The organism is Janthinobacterium sp. PSRC1-1, assembly GCF_049897525.1.
Lineage (GTDB): Bacteria > Pseudomonadota > Gammaproteobacteria > Burkholderiales > Burkholderiaceae_D > Janthinobacterium > Janthinobacterium tructae.
In genome coordinates this window covers 448,040-468,777 of the sequence record NZ_JAFCWK010000001.1, presented here as the reverse complement: position 1 = coordinate 468,777, position 20,738 = coordinate 448,040, and the positions used below count along the sequence as shown (strand labels likewise).

Sequence of the window (20,738 nt, the reverse complement as noted above, 5' to 3'; positions counted from 1 at the left end):
CACGTATGGCCACTAAAAAACCAGCATCCGACTACAGCGAATCATCCATCCGTGTCCTGAAAGGACTGGAACCCGTCAAGCAGCGCCCGGGGATGTACACCCGCACTGAAAATCCGCTGCACATCATTCAGGAAGTGATCGACAATGCCTCCGACGAGGCGCTGGGCGGTCATTGCACGCATATCGCCGTCACGCAAAATACGGATGGCAGCATCACCGTCGAAGACAATGGCCGCGGCATTCCCGTCGGCATACACCCTGAAGAAGGCGTGCCGACGGTGGAAATCGTGTTTACACGGCTGCACGCGGGCGGCAAGTTCGACAAGGGTTCGGGCGGCGCCTACGCGTTCTCGGGCGGCTTGCACGGCGTCGGCGTGTCCGTCACCAATGCGCTGTCGACGCGCCTGGAAATCACCGTCTGGCGCAAGGAAAGCGATGGCAACGGCCTGCATCACATGGTATTTGCGAATGGCGACGTGATCGAGCCCCTGAGTTCCCGCCCCGCCCCGCGCGACGGCAAGAAGTCGGGCACGCGCGTCACGGCCTGGCCCGACGCGAAGTATTTTGATTCGCCGAATATCTCGCAAACCGAGCTGCAGCGCCTGCTGCGTTCGAAAGCCGTGCTGCTGCCCGGCGTCACGGTCACCCTGACCAACGCCAAGACGGGCGACACGCAAACCTGGCAGTACGCGGAAGGCTTGCGCGGCTACCTGACCGAATCGCTGGCGCAGGTATCGAATGGCGAAACCCTGATTCCCCTGTTCGAAGGCGCGCAGTACGCGGGCCCGGATTCGGAAGGTTTTGCCGAAGGCGAAGGCGCGGCCTGGGTGGTGGCGTGGACGGAAGAAGGCGCCATCGTGCGCGAATCGTATGTCAACCTGATTCCCACCTCGAATGGCGGCACGCACGAATCGGGCTTGCGCGACGGCCTGTTTGGCGCCGTGAAAAACTTCGTCGAAATGCACTCGCTGCTGCCGAAAGGCGTCAAATTGCTGCCGGAAGACGTGTTTGCGCGCGCCTCCTTCGTGCTGTCGGCCAAGGTGCTGGACCCGCAATTCCAGGGCCAGATCAAGGAACGCCTGAACTCGCGCGACGCCGTGCGCCTGGTCTCGACCTTCACCAAGCCGCCGCTGGAACTGTGGCTGAACCAGCACGTCGACTACGGCAAGAAGCTGGCCGACCTGGTGATCAAGCAGGCGCAGTCGCGCCAGCGCTCGCTGCAAAAAGTGGAAAAGAAAAAATCCTCGGGCGTCGCCGTCCTGCCGGGCAAGCTGACCGACTGCGAATCGTCGGACATCACGCGCAATGAACTGTTCCTCGTCGAGGGCGACTCGGCGGGCGGTTCGGCCAAGATGGGTCGCGACAAGGAATTCCAGGCGATTCTGCCCCTGCGCGGCAAGGTCCTGAACTCGTGGGAGACAGACCGCGACCGCCTGTTTGCGAATAACGAAATCCACGATATCGCGGTGGCCATCGGCGTCGATCCGCACGGCGTGGGCGATACACCCGACCTGTCCGGCCTGCGCTACGGCAAGATCTGCATCCTCTCGGATGCGGACGTGGACGGCTCGCACATCCAGGTACTGCTGCTGACCTTGTTCTTCAAGCACTTCCCGGCCCTGATCAACAAAGGCCACATCTGCATCGCCCGCCCGCCCCTGTACCGCGTGGACGCGCCGGCGCGCGGCAAGAAGCCGATGCAGAAAATCTATGCGCTCGACGACGGCGAACTGGTCGCCATCGAGGACAAGCTGCGCAAGGAAGGCGTAAAACAGGGCGCCTGGTCGATCTCGCGCTTCAAGGGCCTGGGCGAGATGAACGCCGAGCAGCTGTGGGAAACCACGATGAACCCGGACACGCGCCGCCTGCTGCCCGTGACTCTGGGCGAAATCGACCACATGACTTCCGCCGCGCGCTTCAACATGTTGATGGGCAAAGGCGAAGCGGCAGGACGCCGCGCCTGGATCGAGGAACACGGCAATGAGGCGGAGGCGGATATCTGATGATTATCGGCATCGACCTGGGCACCACCAACAGCCTGGTCGCCATCTGGCGCGACGGCAAGGCTGCCATCATCCCGAATGCACTGGGCGAGCACCTGACGCCGTCGTGCGTCAGCATCGACGACGACGGCAGCGTGCTGGTGGGCCGCGCCGCGCGCGAACGCCTGCAGACGCACCCGCAGCTGACGGCGGCCGTCTTCAAGCGCTACATGGGCAGCGAAAAGAAGATCACCCTCGGCACGCAGCAATTCCGTCCGGAAGAGTTGTCGTCGATGGTGCTGCGCGCGCTGAAGGAAGATGCCGAAGCTTTCCTGGGCCACAAGGTCGAGGAAGCCATCATCACCGTGCCCGCGTATTTCAGCGATGCGCAGCGCAAGGCCACGCGCATCGCCGGCCAGCTGGCCGGCTTGCGCGTGGAGCGGCTGCTGAACGAGCCGACGGCCGCCGCGCTGGCCTACGGCATCCGCGACAAGGAACAGGAAAGCAAATTCCTCGTCTTCGACCTGGGCGGCGGCACGTTTGACGTGTCGATCCTGGAACTGTTCGAAGGCGTGATGGAAGTGCGCGCCTCGGCCGGCGACAATTTTCTGGGCGGCGAAGACTTCGTCAGCGTGCTGGTTGACGCCTTTTTGGACGGCAGCGGCTTGCGCGACGCGGCCGGCAGCCGCCTGTTCGATCCGCGCCAGCAGCAGCTGCTGCGCGATGAAGCCGAACGCGTCAAGCGCCTGCTGTCGGAGCAGCCGTCCGTGCGCATGGCCACGCGCTACCAGGACAAGGAATACAGCTGGGAGATCAGCGAAGACAGACTGGCGCAGCTGTGCGAACCGCTGCTGGCCCGTTTGCGCCTGCCCGTGGAACGGGCGCTGCGCGACGCCACCATCCGCGCCGCGGAACTCGATGAAGTGGTGCTGGCCGGCGGCGCCACGCGCATGCCGCTGGTGCGTAAACTCGTCTCGCGCATGTTCGGCCGCTTCCCCGCCATCCACCTGGACCCGGACGAAGCCGTGGCGCTGGGCGCCGCCGTGCAGGCGGGCCTGAAGATGCGCGACGCGGCCCTCGACGAAGTGGTCATGACGGACGTGGCGCCGTATTCGCTGGGCATTTCGATTTCGCGCCAGGTCGGCGCAAACCAGTATGAAGGCGGGCATTACCTGCCCATCATCGAGCGCAACTCCGTGGTGCCCGTCTCGCGCACGGAGAACATCACCACCATCCACGACAACCAGAAGGAAATCAACGTGGCCATCTTCCAGGGCGAGTCGCGCCTGGTGGCCGACAACGTCTTCCTCGGCAAGATCAGCTTCCCGATCCCCGCGAAAAAGGCGGGCGAGATCGGCATCGACGTGCGCTTCACCTACGACGTCAGTGGCGTGCTGGAAGCGGAAGTGACGGTGCTGGCCACGCAGGAAAAGCACAAGATGGTCATCAGCGACAACGCGGGCGTGATGACGCCGGAACAGATCGAGCAGCGCTTTGCGGAACTCGCCGACCTGAAGATCCACCCGCGCGAGCAGATGGAAAACCGCACCCTGGTCACGCGCGCCGACCGCCTGTACGAACAGTCGCTGGGCGATGTGCGCCAGTACCTGGCGGCGCACACGGCGAACTTCCAGGCCGCGCTGGAAACGCAGGACCCGAACACCATCCGCAAGGCGCGCCAGGCGCTCGACGAGGTGTTGCGCCAGGTCGAGAGCGAGAGCTTCCTGTAAATGGACGGCGGCATGCACAACGGACAGCGCAGCCTGTGGGAGATCCTGGGTACGGAGCCGACAGGCGACGAGCGCGCCCTCAAGCGCGCGTATGCGAAGCGCCTGAAGGTGACGCGTCCCGAAGACGATCCGGCCGCCTTCCAGGAGCTGCGCGAAGCGTATGAATACGCGCTGCGCCATGCGCACCTGTTTGCCGGGCAGCTGCCGGAACCGGAACCGGAATCGACCGGGGCGGAAGTGCCGGAAGCGCCGCCCATGGAAACGGCCGAGCTGTGGGGCGTCATCGACGAGGCGGCGCAGGAAACGCAGGCGCCGCCGGCGGAACTGTGGGGCGTCATTGCCCAGGAACCCGCAGCGCCGCCGGAACTATGGGGCGTGGTCGCCGTCGACCCGGCGCAGGAAGCGGCCAATCTGTGGCAAGGCTGCCTGGCGCAGATGCGGCACGCCGATGCCGACGACGTGCTGACCCGCATGCTGCAGGACGACGCCATGCTGAACCTCGACGTGCGCGAGGAATTCGAGCTGTGCGCGCTGCGCTATTGCGCCAGCGCCGGCTATGACCTGGCGCTGCGCCAGGCCCTGTTCGAGCAACTGGGCTGGGACCACGATTTTTCCTACCTGGGGCGCAGCCATGCGGACCTGGTGCGCAGCGCCGTGCAGCGCTACCGGGCAGACCGCTCGTTCGCCCATTTCAGCGACAACCGCGACAGCTACCCCGGCCTGGACTGCCTCATGTCGCAGCAGGCACCAAGCGCCTACGCGCGCCAGCTGTTCGACCGCAAATTCACGCTGCAATTGCGCGAGCTGCTGCACGCGATACGCTGGCAGCACGCCGAGATGCTGGCTTATAAACTCGATACGGACCTGTTCGAGCAGTGGGAACTGGCCGTGCATGCCAAGCGCTACTTCAAGCAGACGGCACTCGCTTCGTGCGGCCTGGGTTTCGTACTGCACTTCATGCTCGCCGGCGTGCTCGATGCGGCCGGCTTCAAGCTCGGCGACATGGCGGCCTATGCCAGCCTGCTGGGCTTCCAGGCGCTCGCCTTTGCCCTGCTGGCCACGCAGGCCTTGCGCTGGCCGGCGCCGCTGTTCGCGCGGCTAGATACACTCCAGGAAGCGCTGCAGGAGCGCCTGCCCGTGCTGTGGAAGCGGCCCGGCTTGCGGCAACTGGGCTGGATCGCGCCCTACCTCATGCTGGCCTTGCTACTGTTCCTGCCAGAACGCGGCGAGACCATACGCCTCGTCACGGCGGCCGGGCTGTGCGCGTCGGCCCTGCTCGCGTATGCGATGAACCGCCAGCTGCTGCATGGCATGCTGCTGGTCCTGGTCCTCGGCCTGTCGCTGTTCGGCGCCATGTTCATGAGCGGCAGGGGCCAGCCGGCGCTGGCCGTCGGCGAGGCCATGCCATTGATATTTTGCCTGGCGGCGCTGGCCCTGCGCAGCGCCACCGGCCTGTATGGCGATTGCCGTTTCCCCGAGGCGCTTTTGCCGCGCCTGCGCGCCGCATGGCTGGTCGGCTGCGCGGGCTTGCTGTCGCTGCTGTATGTACAGCTGCTGCCGGCCGCCCTCGTCGGCGCCGCGCTGCTGGTCTGGTCCTGCGCCGGCATGCTGTTTTCCCCCAGCGATTTCAAGTGGCGCAGCATGTGGCCGCTGGTGCTGGCGCCGTCCCTCGCCAGCGTCGTGCTGGCCAACCTGGCCCCGGAGATGGGGGCGCGACCCATCATGCATCACAGCGTCGAAGTAGCCCTGGCCGTGCTGTATTTCACCCTGCGCTATATGTATCAGACTTACCGGCTGTCGTCAGCCAAATCCAGGCTGTCATAATCAGCCCCACGAATTCAACCGCAACCACTTAACACCGAAACAAGCGCCATGTCCACACAAACCAATTTATTTGACGATGCCCAGCCTGATCCGTCCCTGCCGGATGAACCGGTATTCGACGGCGAAGCGCTGACCCTGTCCACCTTCGCCGAGCGCGCCTATCTCGATTACGCCATCTCCGTCGTCAAGGGACGCGCCCTGCCCGACGTGTGCGACGGCCAGAAGCCCGTGCAGCGCCGCATCCTGTATGCGATGAATGAGCTGGGCTTGAATTCCACGGCGAAGCCGCGCAAATCGGCGGCCGTGGTCGGCGACGTGCTCGGTAAATTGCATCCGCACGGCGACCAGTCCGTGTATGACGCGCTGGTGCGCATGGCGCAGGATTTTTCCTTGCGCTACCCGCTGATCGATGGCCAGGGCAACTTCGGCTCGCGCGATGGCGACGGCGCCGCAGCCATGCGTTACACGGAAGCGCGTCTGACGCCGATCGCCAAGCTGCTGATGGATGAAATCGGCATGGGCACGGTGGATTTCCAGCCCAACTACGACGGTTCGACGGAAGAACCGAAGCTGCTGCCGGCGCGCCTGCCGATGGTGCTGCTCAATGGCGCCTCCGGCATCGCCGTGGGCCTGGCGACGGAAATCCCGTCGCACAACCTGACGGAAGTGGCGAAAGCGGCCGTCGCCATGATCCGCGATCCGAAGATGACGCACGCCGAGCTGATGGCCATCATTCCGGGCCCGGACTTCCCCGGCGGCGGCCAGATCATCACGCCGCCATCGCAGATCGCCGACATGTACGCGAGCGGGCGTGGCAGCATGAAAGTGCGCGCGCGCTGGAAGATCGAAGAGCTGGCGCGCGGCCAATGGCAAGCCGTGGTGACGGAACTGCCGCCGGGTACCTCGTCGCAAAAGGTGCTGGAAGAAATCGAGGAACTGACGAATCCGAAGATCAAGCTGGGCAAGAAGGCGCTGTCGCCGGAGCAGGTGGCCCTGAAGGCGCTGATCCTCAATTCGCTCGACACCATCCGCGATGAATCGGGCCGCGCCGCGCCCGTGCGCCTGGTGTTCGAGCCGAAGTCGAAGAACCAGGACCAGACGGAATTCATGCTGATGCTGCTGGCGCACACCTCGCTGGAATCGTCGACCTCGATCAATCTGGTGATGATCGGCGGCGATGGCCGTCCGCGCCAGAAAGGCCTGGGCGACATCCTGCGCGAGTGGATCGATTTCCGCTTCGAGACCGTCACGCGCCGCACCAGCTACAAACTGGGCAAGGTCAAGGACCGCATCCATATCCTGGAAGGACGCGAAGCGATCCTGCTCAATATCGACAAGGTGATCCAGATCATCCGCAATTCGGATGAACCGAAGGCGGCCCTGATCGAGGCATTCAAGCTGTCCGAACGCCAGGCCGACGACATCCTGGAAATCCGCTTGCGCCAGCTGGCGCGCCTGGAAACGATCAAGATCCAGCAGGAGCTGGCCGAGCTGCGCAAGGAAGAAAAATCGCTGCAAGACCTGCTCGACAACCCGGGCTCGATGAAGCGCGCCATCATCCGCGAAATCGAGGCCGACGCCAAGCAGTTCGGCGACGCGCGCCGCACCCTGATCGAGGAGGCGCAAAAAGCCGTGGCCGAACAGAAGGTGGTCGATGAACCGGTCACCGTCATCATTTCGGAAAAAGGCTGGGTGCGCGCGCGCACCGGCATCGGCCACGATGCGGCGCAATTCACCTTCAAGGCGGGCGACAGCCTGCATGGCGCCTTCGAATGCCGCACGGTCGATACCTTGCTGGGCTTTGGCAACAACGGCAAGATTTACTCGGTTCCCGTCTCGGCGCTGCCCAACGCGCGCGGCGACGGCGTGCCGATCACGACCTTGTGCGACCTGAGCGGCGGCACGCCGGGCAACGCTGTGCGCATCCTCCATTATTTTGCGGGCAATGGCGCCACCAGCTTGCTGCTGGCGACGAGCGCCGGCTACGGCTTCATCGCCAAGGCGGGCGACATGACGAGCCGCCTGAAAGGCGGCAAGGCCTTCATCACCCTGGACGACGGCGACGTGCCTCTGGCGCCGAAAGTCATCCCCGAGGCGGCCAGCGCCCTAGCTTGCCTGACGGAAGGCGCGCGCCTGCTGGTATTCGGCCTCGATGAAATGAAAACCCTGACCAAGGGCGGCACCGGCGTCAAGCTGATCGACCTCGATGCCAAGGACAAGCTGCTGGCCGTGCAGCCGATCACCCAGCGCGGCGTGGTGGTCTCGGGTATTGGCCGGGCCGCGAAACCGCAGGATGCGTCGCTCGGCGCCACGGCCCTGGCCGAGCATTTCGGCAAGCGCGCGAAGAAGGGCAAGGCGCTGGCGGCCAAGCTGAAACCGGTCTCGATGGCGGCCATCGGCTAAGCGCCATCGATGCATACGAAAAGACAGGTTCGCCTGTCTTTTTTTTCGCCCATCGCCACGCAGCGGCAGCAGGAAAGATAGTTTTACAGATATTTTTGCAGATACGTCCCCCGTTCCCGTTATCCCTGCAGGCACGCCACCGGCATGCCGCCCACGGACAGGAGAACCAGGATGACAAACAACGTTGCAGACAGGCTGCCATGCAGCGCCTGACCCCGGCCGAGCGGCTGGTAGCGGCCATGGCGGCCGAAGGCTTGCCGTATAAAAGCATCGCCAGGGAACTGGGCAAGTCGCCGGCCACCGTGCGCAACCAACTGCATGCGATTTACCAGAAACTCGATGTAGGCAACCGCACGGCGCTCGCCTGCAAACTGCGCGGCACGCCTTAACGCCGCGCCAGGCGCAGCACGTCGGGCGTCGCCTCGACGATATCGATCACGTCCTGTGCCCCGCTGGCATCCCTCAGGGCATAGCGCCCCATGCCCAAGGGGCGCAACCGGGTAGACGGGCCAGCAAGGGGACGGTCATCGGGGCCGGGCGCCATCGATGTCAACGTCGCCTCTCCCCCTTCCATGCTCCCTGTTCCAGCGCCAAACTCCAGCACCTTGCGCCCCTTGCGGCTGGGAGGAAATGCGAATGTCGCCGTGGGCCGGTACACCTCGATACCGTCTGCATCCTCTTCGAAGGAATGCGTCCAGCTGCCGCTGGGCAGTGCCGTTGTCATGCCGTGCATGCCGCCTCCCGTTGATCACTTTGACGTCAGAAGCACGATACCACGCCACCCAGGCTTTCATAGCCACTCACGGAAGGCGACCAGGCCGTGCCGTTCCACGCCTTGTGGAACAGGGCGCCATTCGTGCCCGTGACAAACACGTCGAGGCGGTTCGGCCCCCACGCCGTGGCGCGCGGACGCGAGGTGCAGATGCCGCCCAGGTTTTCAAACCCTGTCACGGAAGGCGACCAGGCAGATCCGTTCCACGCCTTGTGGTACAGGGCGCTGTCGGTGCCGATGACGAAGACATCGAGCCGGTTGGCCGCCCACGACACGGCTTCCACCTCGCCCACGCAGATGCCGCCCAGGCGCTCGAAGCCGTCGTTGGACGGCCCCCATTTCGTGCCATCCCACCACTTGTGGTACAGCGCGCCATCGGTGCCCGTGACGAAGACGTCGAGGCGGTTCGGCCCCCATGCCACCGCCTTCGGCGACGAGGTGCAGATGCCGCCCAGGCGCTCGTAGCCCGTCAGCGACGGTCCCCAGGCCGTGCCGTTCCACCACTTGTGGTACAACGCATGGTCGGAACCGATGACGAACACGTCCAGGCGGTTCGCTCCCCATGCCACCGCTTCCGGCTGGCCCAGGCAGATGCCGCCCATGGCTTCGTACCCGGTCAGCGACGGCCCCCAGGCCGCGCCATTCCACCACTTGTGATACAGCGCCCGGTCCGTGCCGACGACAAACACGTCGAGGCGGTTCGGACCCCAGGCCACGGCGCGCGGATCGCCCACGCACAAGCCGCCCATCGCTTCATAGCCGGTCAGGGACGGTCCCCACGCCGTGCCGTTCCACCATTTGTGAAACAGGCCGCTGTCGGTCCCCGTGACGAACACGTCGAGCCGGTTCGGCGCCCACGAGACCACCTGCGGCGCACTGGTGCAAATGCCGCCCTGGCCTTCATAGCCGGTGACGGACGGCGCCCAGGCCGTGCCATTCCAGGCCTTGTGGTACAGCGCGCGGTCCGTGCCCAGCACGAAGACGTCGAGGCGGTTCGCGCCCCAGGCCACGACGGGCGAGGAGCTCTGGCGCGGCGTGGCGCCCGTGCCGCCCGTCCCCGTACCGATGCTGGCGCGCGGACCATCGAGGCAGGCCTGCATGCGCGTCACCTGGCCCGCCGTGAACATGAACATGGCGGGATCGTCGACATAATCCATGTAATTCATGAACATGTCGCCATTCGGTCCGTTGCTGCAGGAAATGTGGGGAAATGAAGGCTGGCCCGTGTTCGGCCCGCCCTGGTTCGGCGTGTCGGCGACATTGTCCGTGCCCGAGCACCCCGTGCCGTCATCGCCCCAGATATGGTTCAGGTTCAGCCAATGGCCGATTTCATGCGTGGCCGTGCGTCCCAGGTGAAACGGCGGCGACGCCGTGCCGGTCGTGCCGAAGGCCGATTGCAGGATCACCACGCCGTCGGTGGCGGCCGGGCCGCCGGGGAACTGCGCGTAGCCCAGCAGGCCACCGCCGAGCTGGCACACCCAGATATTGAGATAGGTATCGGCCGGCCAGGCATTCATGCCGCCCGTCGCCTGCGATTTGACGGCATCATCGGCGCCAAACGAGGCCACCGTCGTCTGGCGCCGCTCGATGCCGCTGCTAGCCGCACCGTTCGGATCGATCGTGGCCAGCGCGAACTCCACGCGCGCATCGGACGTCAGCGGCAGGAACGGCGCCGGCGTGCTGTTCACATCCGGGTTGACGCGCCGGAAATCGCGGTTCAGCACGTCGATCTGGCTGGCGATCTGTGCATCCGAAATATTCTGCGCGGCCGTATTCCACACCACGTGCACCACCACCGGTATCTGCGTCACGCCGGAACGGCCGGCAATGCCGCTGTCTCCCTCGTAGAGTCCGGCCAGGTTTTCGATATCGGCGCGCACGTTCGCATAGGAGGGATCTTCGCTCAGCAGGCGGCGATGCACGTCCATCGTGGCGCAGGTGCGCGTCTGCGGCGTACCGCCGCCCTGCCCCCCATCACCGCCGCTGCCACCATTACCGCCGCCCATGCCGCCGCCACCCGCAGCGCCGCCACTTCCCATGCCGCCGCCATCGCCCACGTGCATGCAACTGGCGCCCGCCATCCCCTGCGATGCCTGCTGCATGCCGCCACCCGGCATGGCGCTGGCATCCGCTGCGGCGGCGCCCTGGGTGTGCGCCGCCTGGTCGGCATACGACATGCCCAGGCGGGTCCCGGACATGGCATCGTTGCTGCCTGCCGCGCCAGCGTCGGCCCGTAGGTCGCCCTCGACCGGCATCGCCTGCATGGAAGACATGGCAGGCATGCCTTCCGCCGAACCGGTGGCCGGTGATTTTTTCGTTTTAACGGTGCTCATGGTGTCTCCCTTCGTCTGTTTGCCAGTTCACTATGGCACGGCGAAAAGAGGAGCATTTGCGCCAGATCAAGACTGGCAAGCGGTGGCCAAGAAAAGTGGCAGACGAAAAAAAGACAGCCGAAGCTGTCTTTTGGGCTTGCAGGCCGTGGCCCGCAAACGGGGAATTACTTGGCGGCGGCGGCCTTGACTTCAGCGTCGGCCTTGGCCTTGACTTCTGCCGTCTTGGTGGCGGCGATGGCTTTATCGGCGTGCGCTTCCACTTTTTCCTTGGCGACCTTGGCGTTGGCTTTCACGGCAGTCTTGGTGGCTTTCGCATCGGCTTTGGCATCGGTTTTATCGGCCTTGGCTTCCGCTTTCAGCTTGTCTTCCGCATCGGCGCTGACGACTTTATCGTGGGCCTTGGCTTTGGTTTTGTTGGCCTTGTGATGGGCGTCGGCTTTCTTGTCGTCAGCCTTCATTTCAGCCTTGGCGACGTTGGCGTCAGCCTTGGCATCGACTTTGGCTTCCGAAGCGACAGCCTTGTTGACGTCTTTTTGCGCGGAAGCCTGGGCTTTCACGACAGCTTCGGTAGCCGGCGCGGTTTGAGCGAAGGCGGCGGTAGCAAACAGGGTGGCGATCAGTGCGGCGAGTAATTTGTTCATGATGAGACCTTTCAATATGGTTTAATTTTATTCTTACTAAAGGCGGGCAAAATGTTCAAAATTTGCCAGGCATCGCGCTGTTTCTGGATGCAGCGCAATGGCATGACTTCATAGTAAAGAAAACTGGCAAACCACACAGTGCGTTAGCGCACTCAACGGAAAATATGTGCATTTCGGCAAATTTCCCATTGAGCGCGGCCGGACGCTTCAGATCCTCATGCGCCCACGGCCAGCGCCGCATGACGGGCAGCGACCCACTCCTCATTGGCCGGCTCCACGCCCACCACGATGCGGCTGGCATCGCTGGAAATGCGGCTGGCGTTGCGCGCATTGGCCTGCGCATCGAGCACGGGGCCGATGAAACCGAGTTCGGCGCAGATGCGCTGGCGCAGTTCGGCGCTATGCTCACCGATACCGGCCGTAAATACCAGCATGTCCAGCCCACCCAGCACGGCCGTCAAGGCGCCGATCTCGCGCACGATGCGGCGGATATACAGGGCCAGCGCGGCGCGGATGCGCTCGCCCGTGGCATCTTGCCGGTCCTGCTGCGCCAGCAGCACCGGCGGATCGGCCGACACGCCCGACACGCCCAGCAAGCCCGACTCGTGGTACAGCACATGCGCCACTTTTTCCAGCGACAGTTTTTCGATTTCCATCAGATAGATCACGGCGCCCGGATCGAGCGAACCGCAGCGCGTGCCCATCATCAGGCCATCGAGCGCGGAAAAGCCCATGGTCGTGGCCACGCTGTGCAGATGCTCCATGGCGCACAGGCTGGCGCCGCTGCCCAGGTGGGCGACGATGACCTTGCCACGAGCGACAGCACCAAAGCGCTGCTCCAGCACCAGCGACTGGTATTCGTACGACAGGCCGTGGAAGCCGTAGCGGCGCAAGCCCCGCTCCCAGGCATCGTAAGGCAGGGCCAGCATCTGCTCGACCTGCGGCACCGTGTGGTGGAAGGCCGTGTCGAAGCACGCCACCTGGGCGATATCGGGCCGCGATTCGAGCAGCACCTCGATCGCCTCCAGCGCGAACGGCTGGTGCAGGGGCGCCAACGGCACATAACTTTTCAGGTCGGCCAGCACCTTGAAATCGATGCGCACGGGAGCGAAATACTTGCTGCCTCCATGCACCACGCGATGCGCCACGGCGCGCAGCGGGCGCCCGGCCAGCTGCGCCACGACTTGCGCGCGGATGTATTCGAGGGCCGCGTGATGCGGCTGCTCCGCATCGAGCTGCAAGGCGACTGCCGGCAGGCCGCCGGCGCGGTAAGTGGCGTTTTCACGGCCGATGCCTTCGACCTTGCCGCCCCATTGCGCCTGCTGCGGCAGCACGCCGCCGGCTTGCTCGAACAGGGCGAACTTGATGCTCGACGAACCGCAATTGAGTACCAGGATCAGGGCGCCATCGGCATGGGTGATGTGCGTGTTCATGGTGGCGTGCTCCGGTAATGATTGGCCAGCATCACGGCGATGGCGCACGAGGCGATCCGGCTGGCGCGCGAATCGGCGCGGCTGGTCAGAATGACGGGGACCTTCGCGCCCAGCACGATGCCGGCGCTGTCCGCGTCGCCCATGTATTCAAGCTGCTTGGCCAGCATGTTGCCGCTTTCCAGGTCGGGCACCAGCAAAATATCGGCGCGGCCCGCCACTTCCGAGACGATGCCCTTGACGGTGGCGGCGGCAATCGACACGGCGTTGTCGAAGGCCAGCGGGCCGTCGAGGATCGCCCCCGTGATCTGGCCACGGTCGGCCATCTTGCACAGGGCGGCCGCGTCCAAGGTGGCCGGCATGTCCGCGTTCACCGTTTCCACGGCGGCCAGGATGGCCACGCGCGGGCAGGCCACGCCGATCACGTGCGCCAGGTCGATGGCGTTGCGCACGATGTCGGCCTTCATGGCCAGGTTCGGCGCGATATTGATGGCCGCATCGGTGATGATGAAAGGACGCGGATAGGCAGGCGTCTGCATCAGGAAGCAGTGGCTGATGCGGCGCTTGGTGCGCAGCCCGGCGCTGGCGGCCAGCACGGCCGACATCAGTTCATCCGTGTGCAGACTGCCCTTCATCAGCGCCTCGACTTCGCCCTTGCCCGCCAGCTCGGCGCCGCGCGCGGCGGCCGCATGGCTATGCTCGACGTCCTCGATGGCGATACCTTCCAGGCTCAGGCCAGCCTCCAACGCCACCGCTTCCAGGCGCGCGCGCGGCGCCACCAGCACGGGCGTGATCAGGCCGGCCGCATGCGCATCGAGCGCGCCCGACAGGCTCAGTTCATCGCACGGGTGGATCACGGCTACCCGGATCGGACCCAGCGTGCGCGCATGTTCCAGCAGGCGCCGCGTGCCGTCGCCGTTATGCAGGCGTACTTCGGGCAAGGTGGCGCGCACTCTTTCGATCTGTTCGGCGGGCGCGATCACCTGCGCTTCGCCGTCGAGCACCACGGCGCCATGCTGGTTGACGCAGCGGCAGGCCAGGGTCACGTGGCGGTTGCGCGGCTCGCGCGCGGTGACGGTGACGCTGATGGCCAGCGTATCGCCGACGCGCACGGGCTGCAGGAAGCGCAGGGTCTGGCCCGTGTAGACGGTGCCGGCGCCGGGCAGGCGCGTGCCCAGCACGGCCGAAATGAGGGCGGCGCCCCACATGCCGTGCGCGATGACGCCCTGGTAGCGGCTGGAGGCGGCAAATTCGGCATCCAGGTGCTGCGGGTTGTCATCGCCCGACATCACCGCGAACAGGGCGATATCGTCCATGCTCAGGGTGCGCGTGATGCTGGCGGTGTCGCCGATGGCGATCTGGTCGAAGGTGCGGTTACGCACGATATGCAAATCATCGTCTTGGGTGGTAGTCATCATGGTCTTCTAGGCAGAGGTAGTGTTTTTGGCAGGTTTGGCCTGGATAGCAGGCTGGGACGCAGTTTGAGATGCATGCGCGGCCGGTGGCAGCGCCTTCGCGTGCGCCTTGATCGCACGCTCGAACACCTCCAGCATCTGCTGCAGGCTCGCTTCCTCGTCCGGCGTCGGCGCTTCGGGCACTTGCAGCACTTGCTGCAGCCATTCGCCCAGCGCGCCGATGGCATCCGGTTCGGCACGCGACAGCAAGGTCGGCAAGGCGGCGATGGCGGCATCGAAATCATGCAGCATCAAACGCGCCTGCTGGCGCACGATGCCGCGGAATTCTTCCATGCTGAAGCCCTGCGTGTACTGCGGCTTGACCAATTTGAGGGCCAGGTTGACCCTGCGCTCGTCGGCGATCATGCGGAAGCGGTAGATGTAGAACAGCGCGCGCACGGCCGCTTCCACCAGGCCCCCATGCTGCATGTCCTCGTCCATCTTGCGCGTTTCGCAACGCACGTATTCGCAATGCTCGGGCGAGATACCGGGATGCGGGCGCGGCGGCGAGGTGTCGCCGAGGGCTTGTCCCGTCAGCGCCTGCACCAGGGGTGAACCGTACACCAGGTCGAAGGTCGTTTCCTGCACCGTATCGCGCCAGTCGCGCCAGCTGTTCAAGCCGGCCGTGATGGCATCGGAGAAGGCCTCCTGCATGGCCAGCAGCGGGTTGTCGGGCGCCACCGGCTGGCGATGCGCACGCACTTTTTCCGCCTCCTTGGCCACCAGCTTGGCCAGCGGATTGTGGTCCGTCCAGCGCTCGTACGAGACGCGCAGCGGATGCGTGAGTTGCAGGAAGCGCGCCGACTGCGGCGTGACCATGGCGCGCACCCACGGCTGCGCAAACGTGCGGTACAAAGCCAGGTTCACTTCGGACACGCGCGCGGCGGCGGCGAATTTGCGGTCATTTTCCACGCTTGGCTGCACGATGGCGCGCACATCGTCGATGCCGCGGTGTTCGACCTGCAGCACGTAGTCGCCGCTGGCCAGGTCCGCGTTCGGCGTATCGGGCGTCTTGTCGACGATCCGCGCTTCGTAAATGCCGGCCGGCAGCAGGTTGATCAGGTCGATATTGCTGGCAAATTTCTGGTGCTCCTTGTGCCCTACCTTGGACGAGACGAAAATGCCCAGGTGGCCGATGCTGTCATGTACGGCGTACACGATGGTCTGGTCGTGCAGCAGCACATCGTTGTCGTCGCGGTACAGGTCCGTGATCCAGCCCAGCGCCTGCGGCGGCGGCGTGATGTTGTCGCCGTTCGAGCAGAACACGACGATGGGCGAACGGATATTGCGCAAGTCCAGGCGCACGCCGTCGGAGGTGATCAACTCCGCCGTGGCCAGGCGGTTGCCGATAAACAGATTGTCGACGATGTACTGCATCTCGACGTCGTTGAGGAACACGTGACCGCCCCAGTATTTTTCAAATTCCAGGTAGCGGGGCGCTTCCGTATCGATGTTCGCGTACAGGTTGTACTGCTTGCTCCACAGGGTATTGGCCGGGTTCAGCTTTTCGAAATTCTGCACCAGGCTGGCGCCGTCGAAACGGCCCTTGCCCAGGTCGCCCGCCAGGGCCGTGGCCCAGCTGCCGCCCATCAGGCCACCCGCATAGCGCATCGGATTGCGGCCATGCCAGCCTGCCCAGTACGACACGGGCGCGCCGGCCACGATGATGGGGCCGAACAGTTCCGGGCGCATGGCCGCCGTCATGAGGATTTGCCAGCCCGCCTGGCAATTGCCGATGACGACGGGCTTGCCCTCGCTGAGCGGATGCAGGGCGATGACTTTTTCCAGGAAGGCCGCCTCGGCGTGCATCACGTCTTCCACCGTCTGTCCCGGCACGGGATCGGGCAGGAAGCCGACGAAGTAGCACGGATGGCCGGCGCGCAGGGCCACGCCGATTTCGCTCTCGGCCTTGAAGCCGCCGATGCCGGGGCCGTGGCCGGCGCGCGGGTCGACGACAACAAAAGGGCGCTTCGATGGATCAGGCTCGGGCGCATCGGGCGTCAATATGCGCGCCAGGCCGTAGTTGACGGGACGCGCCAGCTCCAGGCCGGACATCACCAGTTCGGCGGGGAAGTCCAGCACGTTCGGCACTTCCTCGGCCAGATGCTCCTGGTACTGGTTGCCGCGCCGGCGCATCACGTCCGCGTACAGCACGATGCGCTGCCACGAGTCGCGCGCATAGTCACCCAGCACGCCCAGCGACGGCAAGCCGCCGGTGGAGAAAAATGGAGCAGTTTCGATCTTCATGGCTATCCTTTTCATGCAAAAAACGCCGGAACATTCCGGCGCGGGGGCTAAGCCATCTGGCTGATGGTCTTGCGAAAGCGCGCCAGCGCGAAGGTAAACAAGGCCGTGCCGATGGCCAGCAGGGCCAGGAACGGTTTCCACACCACGTCGATGCCGGCGCCCCGGTACAGGATCGCCTGGCTCAATTCGACGAAATGCGTGGTCGGGGCGATCAGCATGATGTTCTGCACCAGTTCGGGCATGCTTTCGCGCGGCGTGCTGCCGCCCGAGAGCATCTGCAGCGGCAGCAGCACGAGGATCAGCAGCATGCCGAACTGCGGCATGCTGCGCGCCACGGTGGCGAGGAAAATGCCCATCGACGTGGTGGCGAACAGGTGCAGCGCCGCGCCGCACAGGAACAGCGCGATCGAGCCTTCGATGGGCACGTGCAGCATGCCGCGCACCACCAGGTTCAGCGACAGGGCGGCGGCCAGCAGCACCACCAGGCCCATCGACCAGACCTTGCCCAGCATGATCTCGGCCGGCGTCACGGGCATCACCAGCAAGTGCTCGATGGTGCCGTGTTCGCGCTCGCGGATCAGCGCCGCACCCGTCAAAATAATCGACAGCATCGTCACCTGGTTGATGAGTTCCATCAGCGAGCCAAACCACGCCTGGCTCAGCGAAGGATTGAAGCGCGCACGCATCACCAGCTCCACCGGCGAGACGGCCGCGCCGCGATAGCGCTTGGCGAATTCGGATATTTCGCCGGCGACAATCTGCTGGATATAGCCGCTGCCGCTGAAGGCCTGGCTCATGCGCGTGGCGTCGACGTTCAGCTGCAGCTCCGCCTGGCGCCCACCGAGCACGTCCGCCTGCAGCTTGGGCGGGATCGTCAGGACAAACGTGTACTGGCCCGCGTCCAGGCCCGCATCGACCTGGCTCTGGTTGATCATGGCCGGCGGCGTGAACTGCGGCGGGAAGAAGGCCGAAGCGATGCGCCCCGACAGCGGCGAGCCATCCTCGTCGACGATGGCGATCGAGGCCATGTGCAGGGTTTCCGGCTTGGCCGTGGCGGCCACGTAGATGGCCAAAGTGAAGGTGTAGAGGATCAGGATCAGCATCATCGGATCGCGGATCAGGCTCCAGATTTCCTTCACGCCCAGGCGGTAGATGTTTTCAAGATGGCGCATCTCAGCTCTCCTGTTTCTTCAGCAGCGCCACCGTCACGCCAAGGATCACGGGGATCGCCACGATCAGGGGCCAGAACGAGGCGTGCAGGTCGCCGAATCCCAGCGCCTTGTTGAACACGCCGCGGCTGATATTGAGCATGTGCGTGGCCGGGTACATCAGACCGATCGCCTTGCCCACGCCTTCCATCGAGGAGACGGGATTGAGCAGGCCGGAAAACTGGATGGCCGGGATCATGGTGCCGATCATGGTCACGAACAGGGCTGCGATCTGGCTGCGCGTAAACGTCGAAGCGAACAGGCCGATGCCGGTGGCGCAGATATTGAAGATGAACGTGGCGCCGATCAGGGTCGGCAGACTGCCCTTGATCGGCACGCCAAAGGCGGTGACCGCCAGCAGCGCCATGAGGGCGAAGTTGAACATGGCCAGCACGACGTACGGCACCTGCTTGCCGAGCAAGAATTCCAGGCGCGTGACGGGCGTCACATACAGGTTGATGATGGAACCGAGTTCCTTTTCACGCACCACGGACAGCGCCGCCAGCATGGCCGGCAGCATCAGCAGCAGCAGGGGAATCACGGCCGGCACCATGGCCGGCAGGCTTTTCACGTCGGGGTTGTAGCGGTAGCGCGTCTGGATGGCGACGGGATTGCTCATCGTGATGCCATAGCGGTGCAGGGCCTGGTCGGCCAGCCACAGCTGATGCATGCCCTGCACGTAGCCCTGCACGGTTTCGGCGCGCATCGGCATGGCGCCGTCGATCCAGGCGCCCACCTGGGCTGGCGCGCCGCGCTGCACGTCGCGCGCAAAGCCGGGCGGAATCTCGATCGCCAGCGACAGTTCGCCGCTGCGCATGCGCTTGTCGATATCGGCATAGTCGCGCAACGGCGGGCGCTCGACGAAGTAGCGCGAACCGGCCAGGTTGTTCGTGTAATTCTGGCTCAGGGTGGTCTGGTCGTGGTCGAGCACCGCATAGCTCAAGTCTTCCACATCCAGGCTGATGCCGAAGCCGATGACGAACAACAGCAGCACGGAGCCGCCCAGCGCCAGGGTCAGGCGCACGGGGTCGCGGCGCAATTCCAGCGTTTCGCGCCACATGTAGCTGAGCATGCGCCCCAGACTGAAACGGCTGCGCTGCTGCTTCTGCTGCGGCGCCTGCACTGCCGCCTTTTGCCCCGGCGCCTCGCTTTCCTGCGCTTCGGCCGCTGCCGTGCCGCCGCCCGCCTCTTCCAGATAGGCGATGAAGGCCGCTTCCAGCGAGGGCGCGCCCTTCTTGCGTACCAGTTCGGCCGGCGCATCGCTGACCAGCACTTTACCGGCATGCATCAGCGAGATGCGGTCGCAGCGCTCGGCCTCGTTCATGAAGTGGGTGGAGATGAAGATGGTGACGCGGTCGCGCCGCGCCAGCTCGATCATCAGGCGCCAGAAATTGTCGCGCGCGATCGGGTCGACGCCGGACGTGGGTTCGTCGAGGATCAGCATCTCCGGCTTGTGCACCATCGCCACGGCCAGCGACAGCCGCTGGCGTATGCCCAGCGGCAGGCTGTCGGGCAAGTCGTCCATCACGGCGCGCAAGTCGAAGCGCTGCGCCATTTCGTCGATGCGGGCGGCGATTTGCGCCTCCGGCACGTGGAACAGGCGCGCATGCAGCACCAGGTTCTGGCGCACCGTCAGTTCGCTGTACAGCGAGAACGCCTGCGACATGTAGCCGACCCTGCGGCGTGTGTCGATATCGCTGGAATCGACTTCCTTGCCGAACAGCCAGGCCTTGCCTTCCGTCGCCGGCAGCAGGCCCGTGAGCATCTTCATGGTGGTCGACTTGCCGCAGCCGTTCGAGCCGAGAAAACCGAAGATCTCGCCGCGGCCGATGCGGAAATTCACATGGTCGACGGCCGTGAAATCGCCGAAGCGCATGGTCAGGTCTTGCGCCTCGATGGCGACGTCCTGCGCGCTGGCAGCGTCCAGCGGCGTGATGACCACGGGCTGGTGACCCGCGCGCTTGGCTTCGGGCAGCAGCTTGATGAAGGCCGCCTCCAGGTTGTCGCTTTGCGTGCGCGCCAGCAGTTCGGCCGGCGTGCCCGTATCGAGTACCTTGCCGTCATCCATGGCCACCAGCCAGTCGAAGCGCTGCGCCTCATCCATGTAGGCGGTGGCGACCATCACGCTCATTTGCGGGCGCTGCACGCGAATGCCGGCGATCAGGTCCCAGAACTGGGCCCGCGCCAGCGGATCGACGCCGGTGGTCGGTTCATCGAGAATGAGCAGGTCGGGATCGTGGATCAGGGCGCAGCACAGGCCCAGTTTCTGCTTCATGCCACCCGACAGCTTGCCCGCCGGGCGCGCCAGGAACGGTTGCAAGCCAGTGCTGCGGGTCAGCTGGTCGATGCGGCGCCGGCGTTCGGCGGCATCGTGGCCGAACAGGCGCGCGAAAAACTGCAGGTTTTCCTCGACCGACAGGGTCGGATACAGATTCTTGCCCAGGCCTTGCGGCATGTAGGCGATGCGCGGACAGACAGCGTCGCGATGGCGCGCATCGCGCATGTCGCCGCCCAGCGCCATGACGCTGCCCTGCTGCACGGCGCGCGCGCCGGCCACCAGCGACAGCAGACTCGATTTGCCTACGCCATCGGGCCCGATCAAGCCGACCATGCAGCCGGCCGGCACATCGAGGTCGATGGCGTCGAGCGCCACCGTCTTGCCGTAATGCTGGCTGACGCCCTTGATGCTGACGACAAATGGGGTCACGTCCATG

At 65.0% G+C, this 20,738-nt stretch carries 13 protein-coding genes; 5 read left to right on the top strand and 8 right to left on the bottom strand.

From position 1 onward, the window contains the following. The first annotated feature begins 5 nt into the window (after nucleotides 1–5). The 5 genes from ACP7DW_RS02120 (at nucleotide 6) to ACP7DW_RS02100 (ending at nucleotide 8,328) form a co-directional block, all read left to right on the top strand. Nucleotides 6–2,003, top strand: a complete 1,998-nt coding sequence (locus ACP7DW_RS02120) for a DNA topoisomerase IV subunit B (RefSeq protein ID WP_426053597.1) — start codon at nucleotides 6–8, stop codon at nucleotides 2,001–2,003. Next, nucleotides 2,003–3,712, top strand: coding sequence for a molecular chaperone HscC (locus ACP7DW_RS02115; RefSeq protein WP_426053598.1), 1,710 nt, complete (start codon nucleotides 2,003–2,005; stop codon nucleotides 3,710–3,712). Before ACP7DW_RS02120 ends, ACP7DW_RS02115 begins: the two co-directional genes overlap by 1 nt. A 12-nt stretch (nucleotides 3,713–3,724) precedes the next feature. Next, the gene (locus tag ACP7DW_RS02110; RefSeq protein ID WP_426053599.1) at nucleotides 3,725–5,536 is read left to right on the top strand and encodes a hypothetical protein; all 1,812 of its coding nucleotides are present in this window, start codon (nucleotides 3,725–3,727) and stop codon (nucleotides 5,534–5,536) included. Nucleotides 5,537–5,584: 48 nt separating this feature from the next. Then, complete coding sequence (parC, locus tag ACP7DW_RS02105) at nucleotides 5,585–7,939, top strand: DNA topoisomerase IV subunit A (protein WP_426053600.1); 2,355 nt, start codon at nucleotides 5,585–5,587, stop codon at nucleotides 7,937–7,939. A gap of 200 nt (nucleotides 7,940–8,139) precedes the next feature. Next, complete coding sequence (locus ACP7DW_RS02100) at nucleotides 8,140–8,328, top strand: helix-turn-helix domain-containing protein (protein WP_426053601.1); 189 nt, start codon at nucleotides 8,140–8,142, stop codon at nucleotides 8,326–8,328. Here ACP7DW_RS02100 and ACP7DW_RS02095 read toward each other — a convergent pair. The 8 genes from ACP7DW_RS02095 to rbbA all read right to left on the bottom strand — a co-directional run bounded on the left by ACP7DW_RS02095 (nucleotide 8,325) and on the right by rbbA (nucleotide 20,737). Next, entirely contained in the window at nucleotides 8,325–8,672 is a 348-nt protein-coding gene (locus tag ACP7DW_RS02095) for a hypothetical protein (RefSeq protein WP_426053602.1), read from the bottom strand. The genes ACP7DW_RS02100 and ACP7DW_RS02095 overlap by 4 nt on opposite strands. 26 nt (nucleotides 8,673–8,698) lie before the next feature. Then, nucleotides 8,699–11,044, bottom strand: a complete 2,346-nt coding sequence (locus ACP7DW_RS02090) for a M43 family zinc metalloprotease (RefSeq protein WP_426053603.1) — start codon at nucleotides 11,042–11,044, stop codon at nucleotides 8,699–8,701. A 164-nt stretch (nucleotides 11,045–11,208) separates the two neighbouring features. Beyond that, nucleotides 11,209–11,685 (bottom strand): hypothetical protein, encoded by a 477-nt coding sequence (locus tag ACP7DW_RS02085; protein ID WP_071075463.1) that lies wholly within the window; start codon nucleotides 11,683–11,685, stop codon nucleotides 11,209–11,211. 215 nt (nucleotides 11,686–11,900) lie between these two features. Continuing rightward, on the bottom strand, nucleotides 11,901–13,118 hold the full coding sequence (locus tag ACP7DW_RS02080; RefSeq protein WP_426053604.1) for an acetate/propionate family kinase: 1,218 nt from the start codon (nucleotides 13,116–13,118) through the stop codon (nucleotides 11,901–11,903). Next, nucleotides 13,115–14,530 carry a bifunctional enoyl-CoA hydratase/phosphate acetyltransferase gene (locus tag ACP7DW_RS02075; RefSeq protein WP_426053919.1) on the bottom strand — a complete coding sequence of 472 codons (1,416 nt, stop codon included), beginning with the start codon at nucleotides 14,528–14,530 and terminating at the stop codon, nucleotides 13,115–13,117. Before ACP7DW_RS02075 ends, ACP7DW_RS02080 begins: the two co-directional genes overlap by 4 nt. Before the next feature lie 9 nt (nucleotides 14,531–14,539). Continuing rightward, nucleotides 14,540–16,816, bottom strand: a complete 2,277-nt coding sequence (locus ACP7DW_RS02070) for a DUF3141 domain-containing protein (RefSeq protein WP_426053605.1) — start codon at nucleotides 16,814–16,816, stop codon at nucleotides 14,540–14,542. A gap of 47 nt (nucleotides 16,817–16,863) precedes the next feature. After that, nucleotides 16,864–17,988: an ABC transporter permease gene (locus ACP7DW_RS02065; protein ID WP_426053606.1), complete on the bottom strand. Its 1,125-nt coding sequence runs from the start codon at nucleotides 17,986–17,988 to the stop codon at nucleotides 16,864–16,866. A 1-nt stretch (nucleotide 17,989) separates the two neighbouring features. Further along, entirely contained in the window at nucleotides 17,990–20,737 is a 2,748-nt protein-coding gene (rbbA, locus tag ACP7DW_RS02060) for a ribosome-associated ATPase/putative transporter RbbA (RefSeq protein ID WP_426053607.1), read from the bottom strand. Between the last annotated feature and the right edge of the window lies 1 nt (nucleotide 20,738).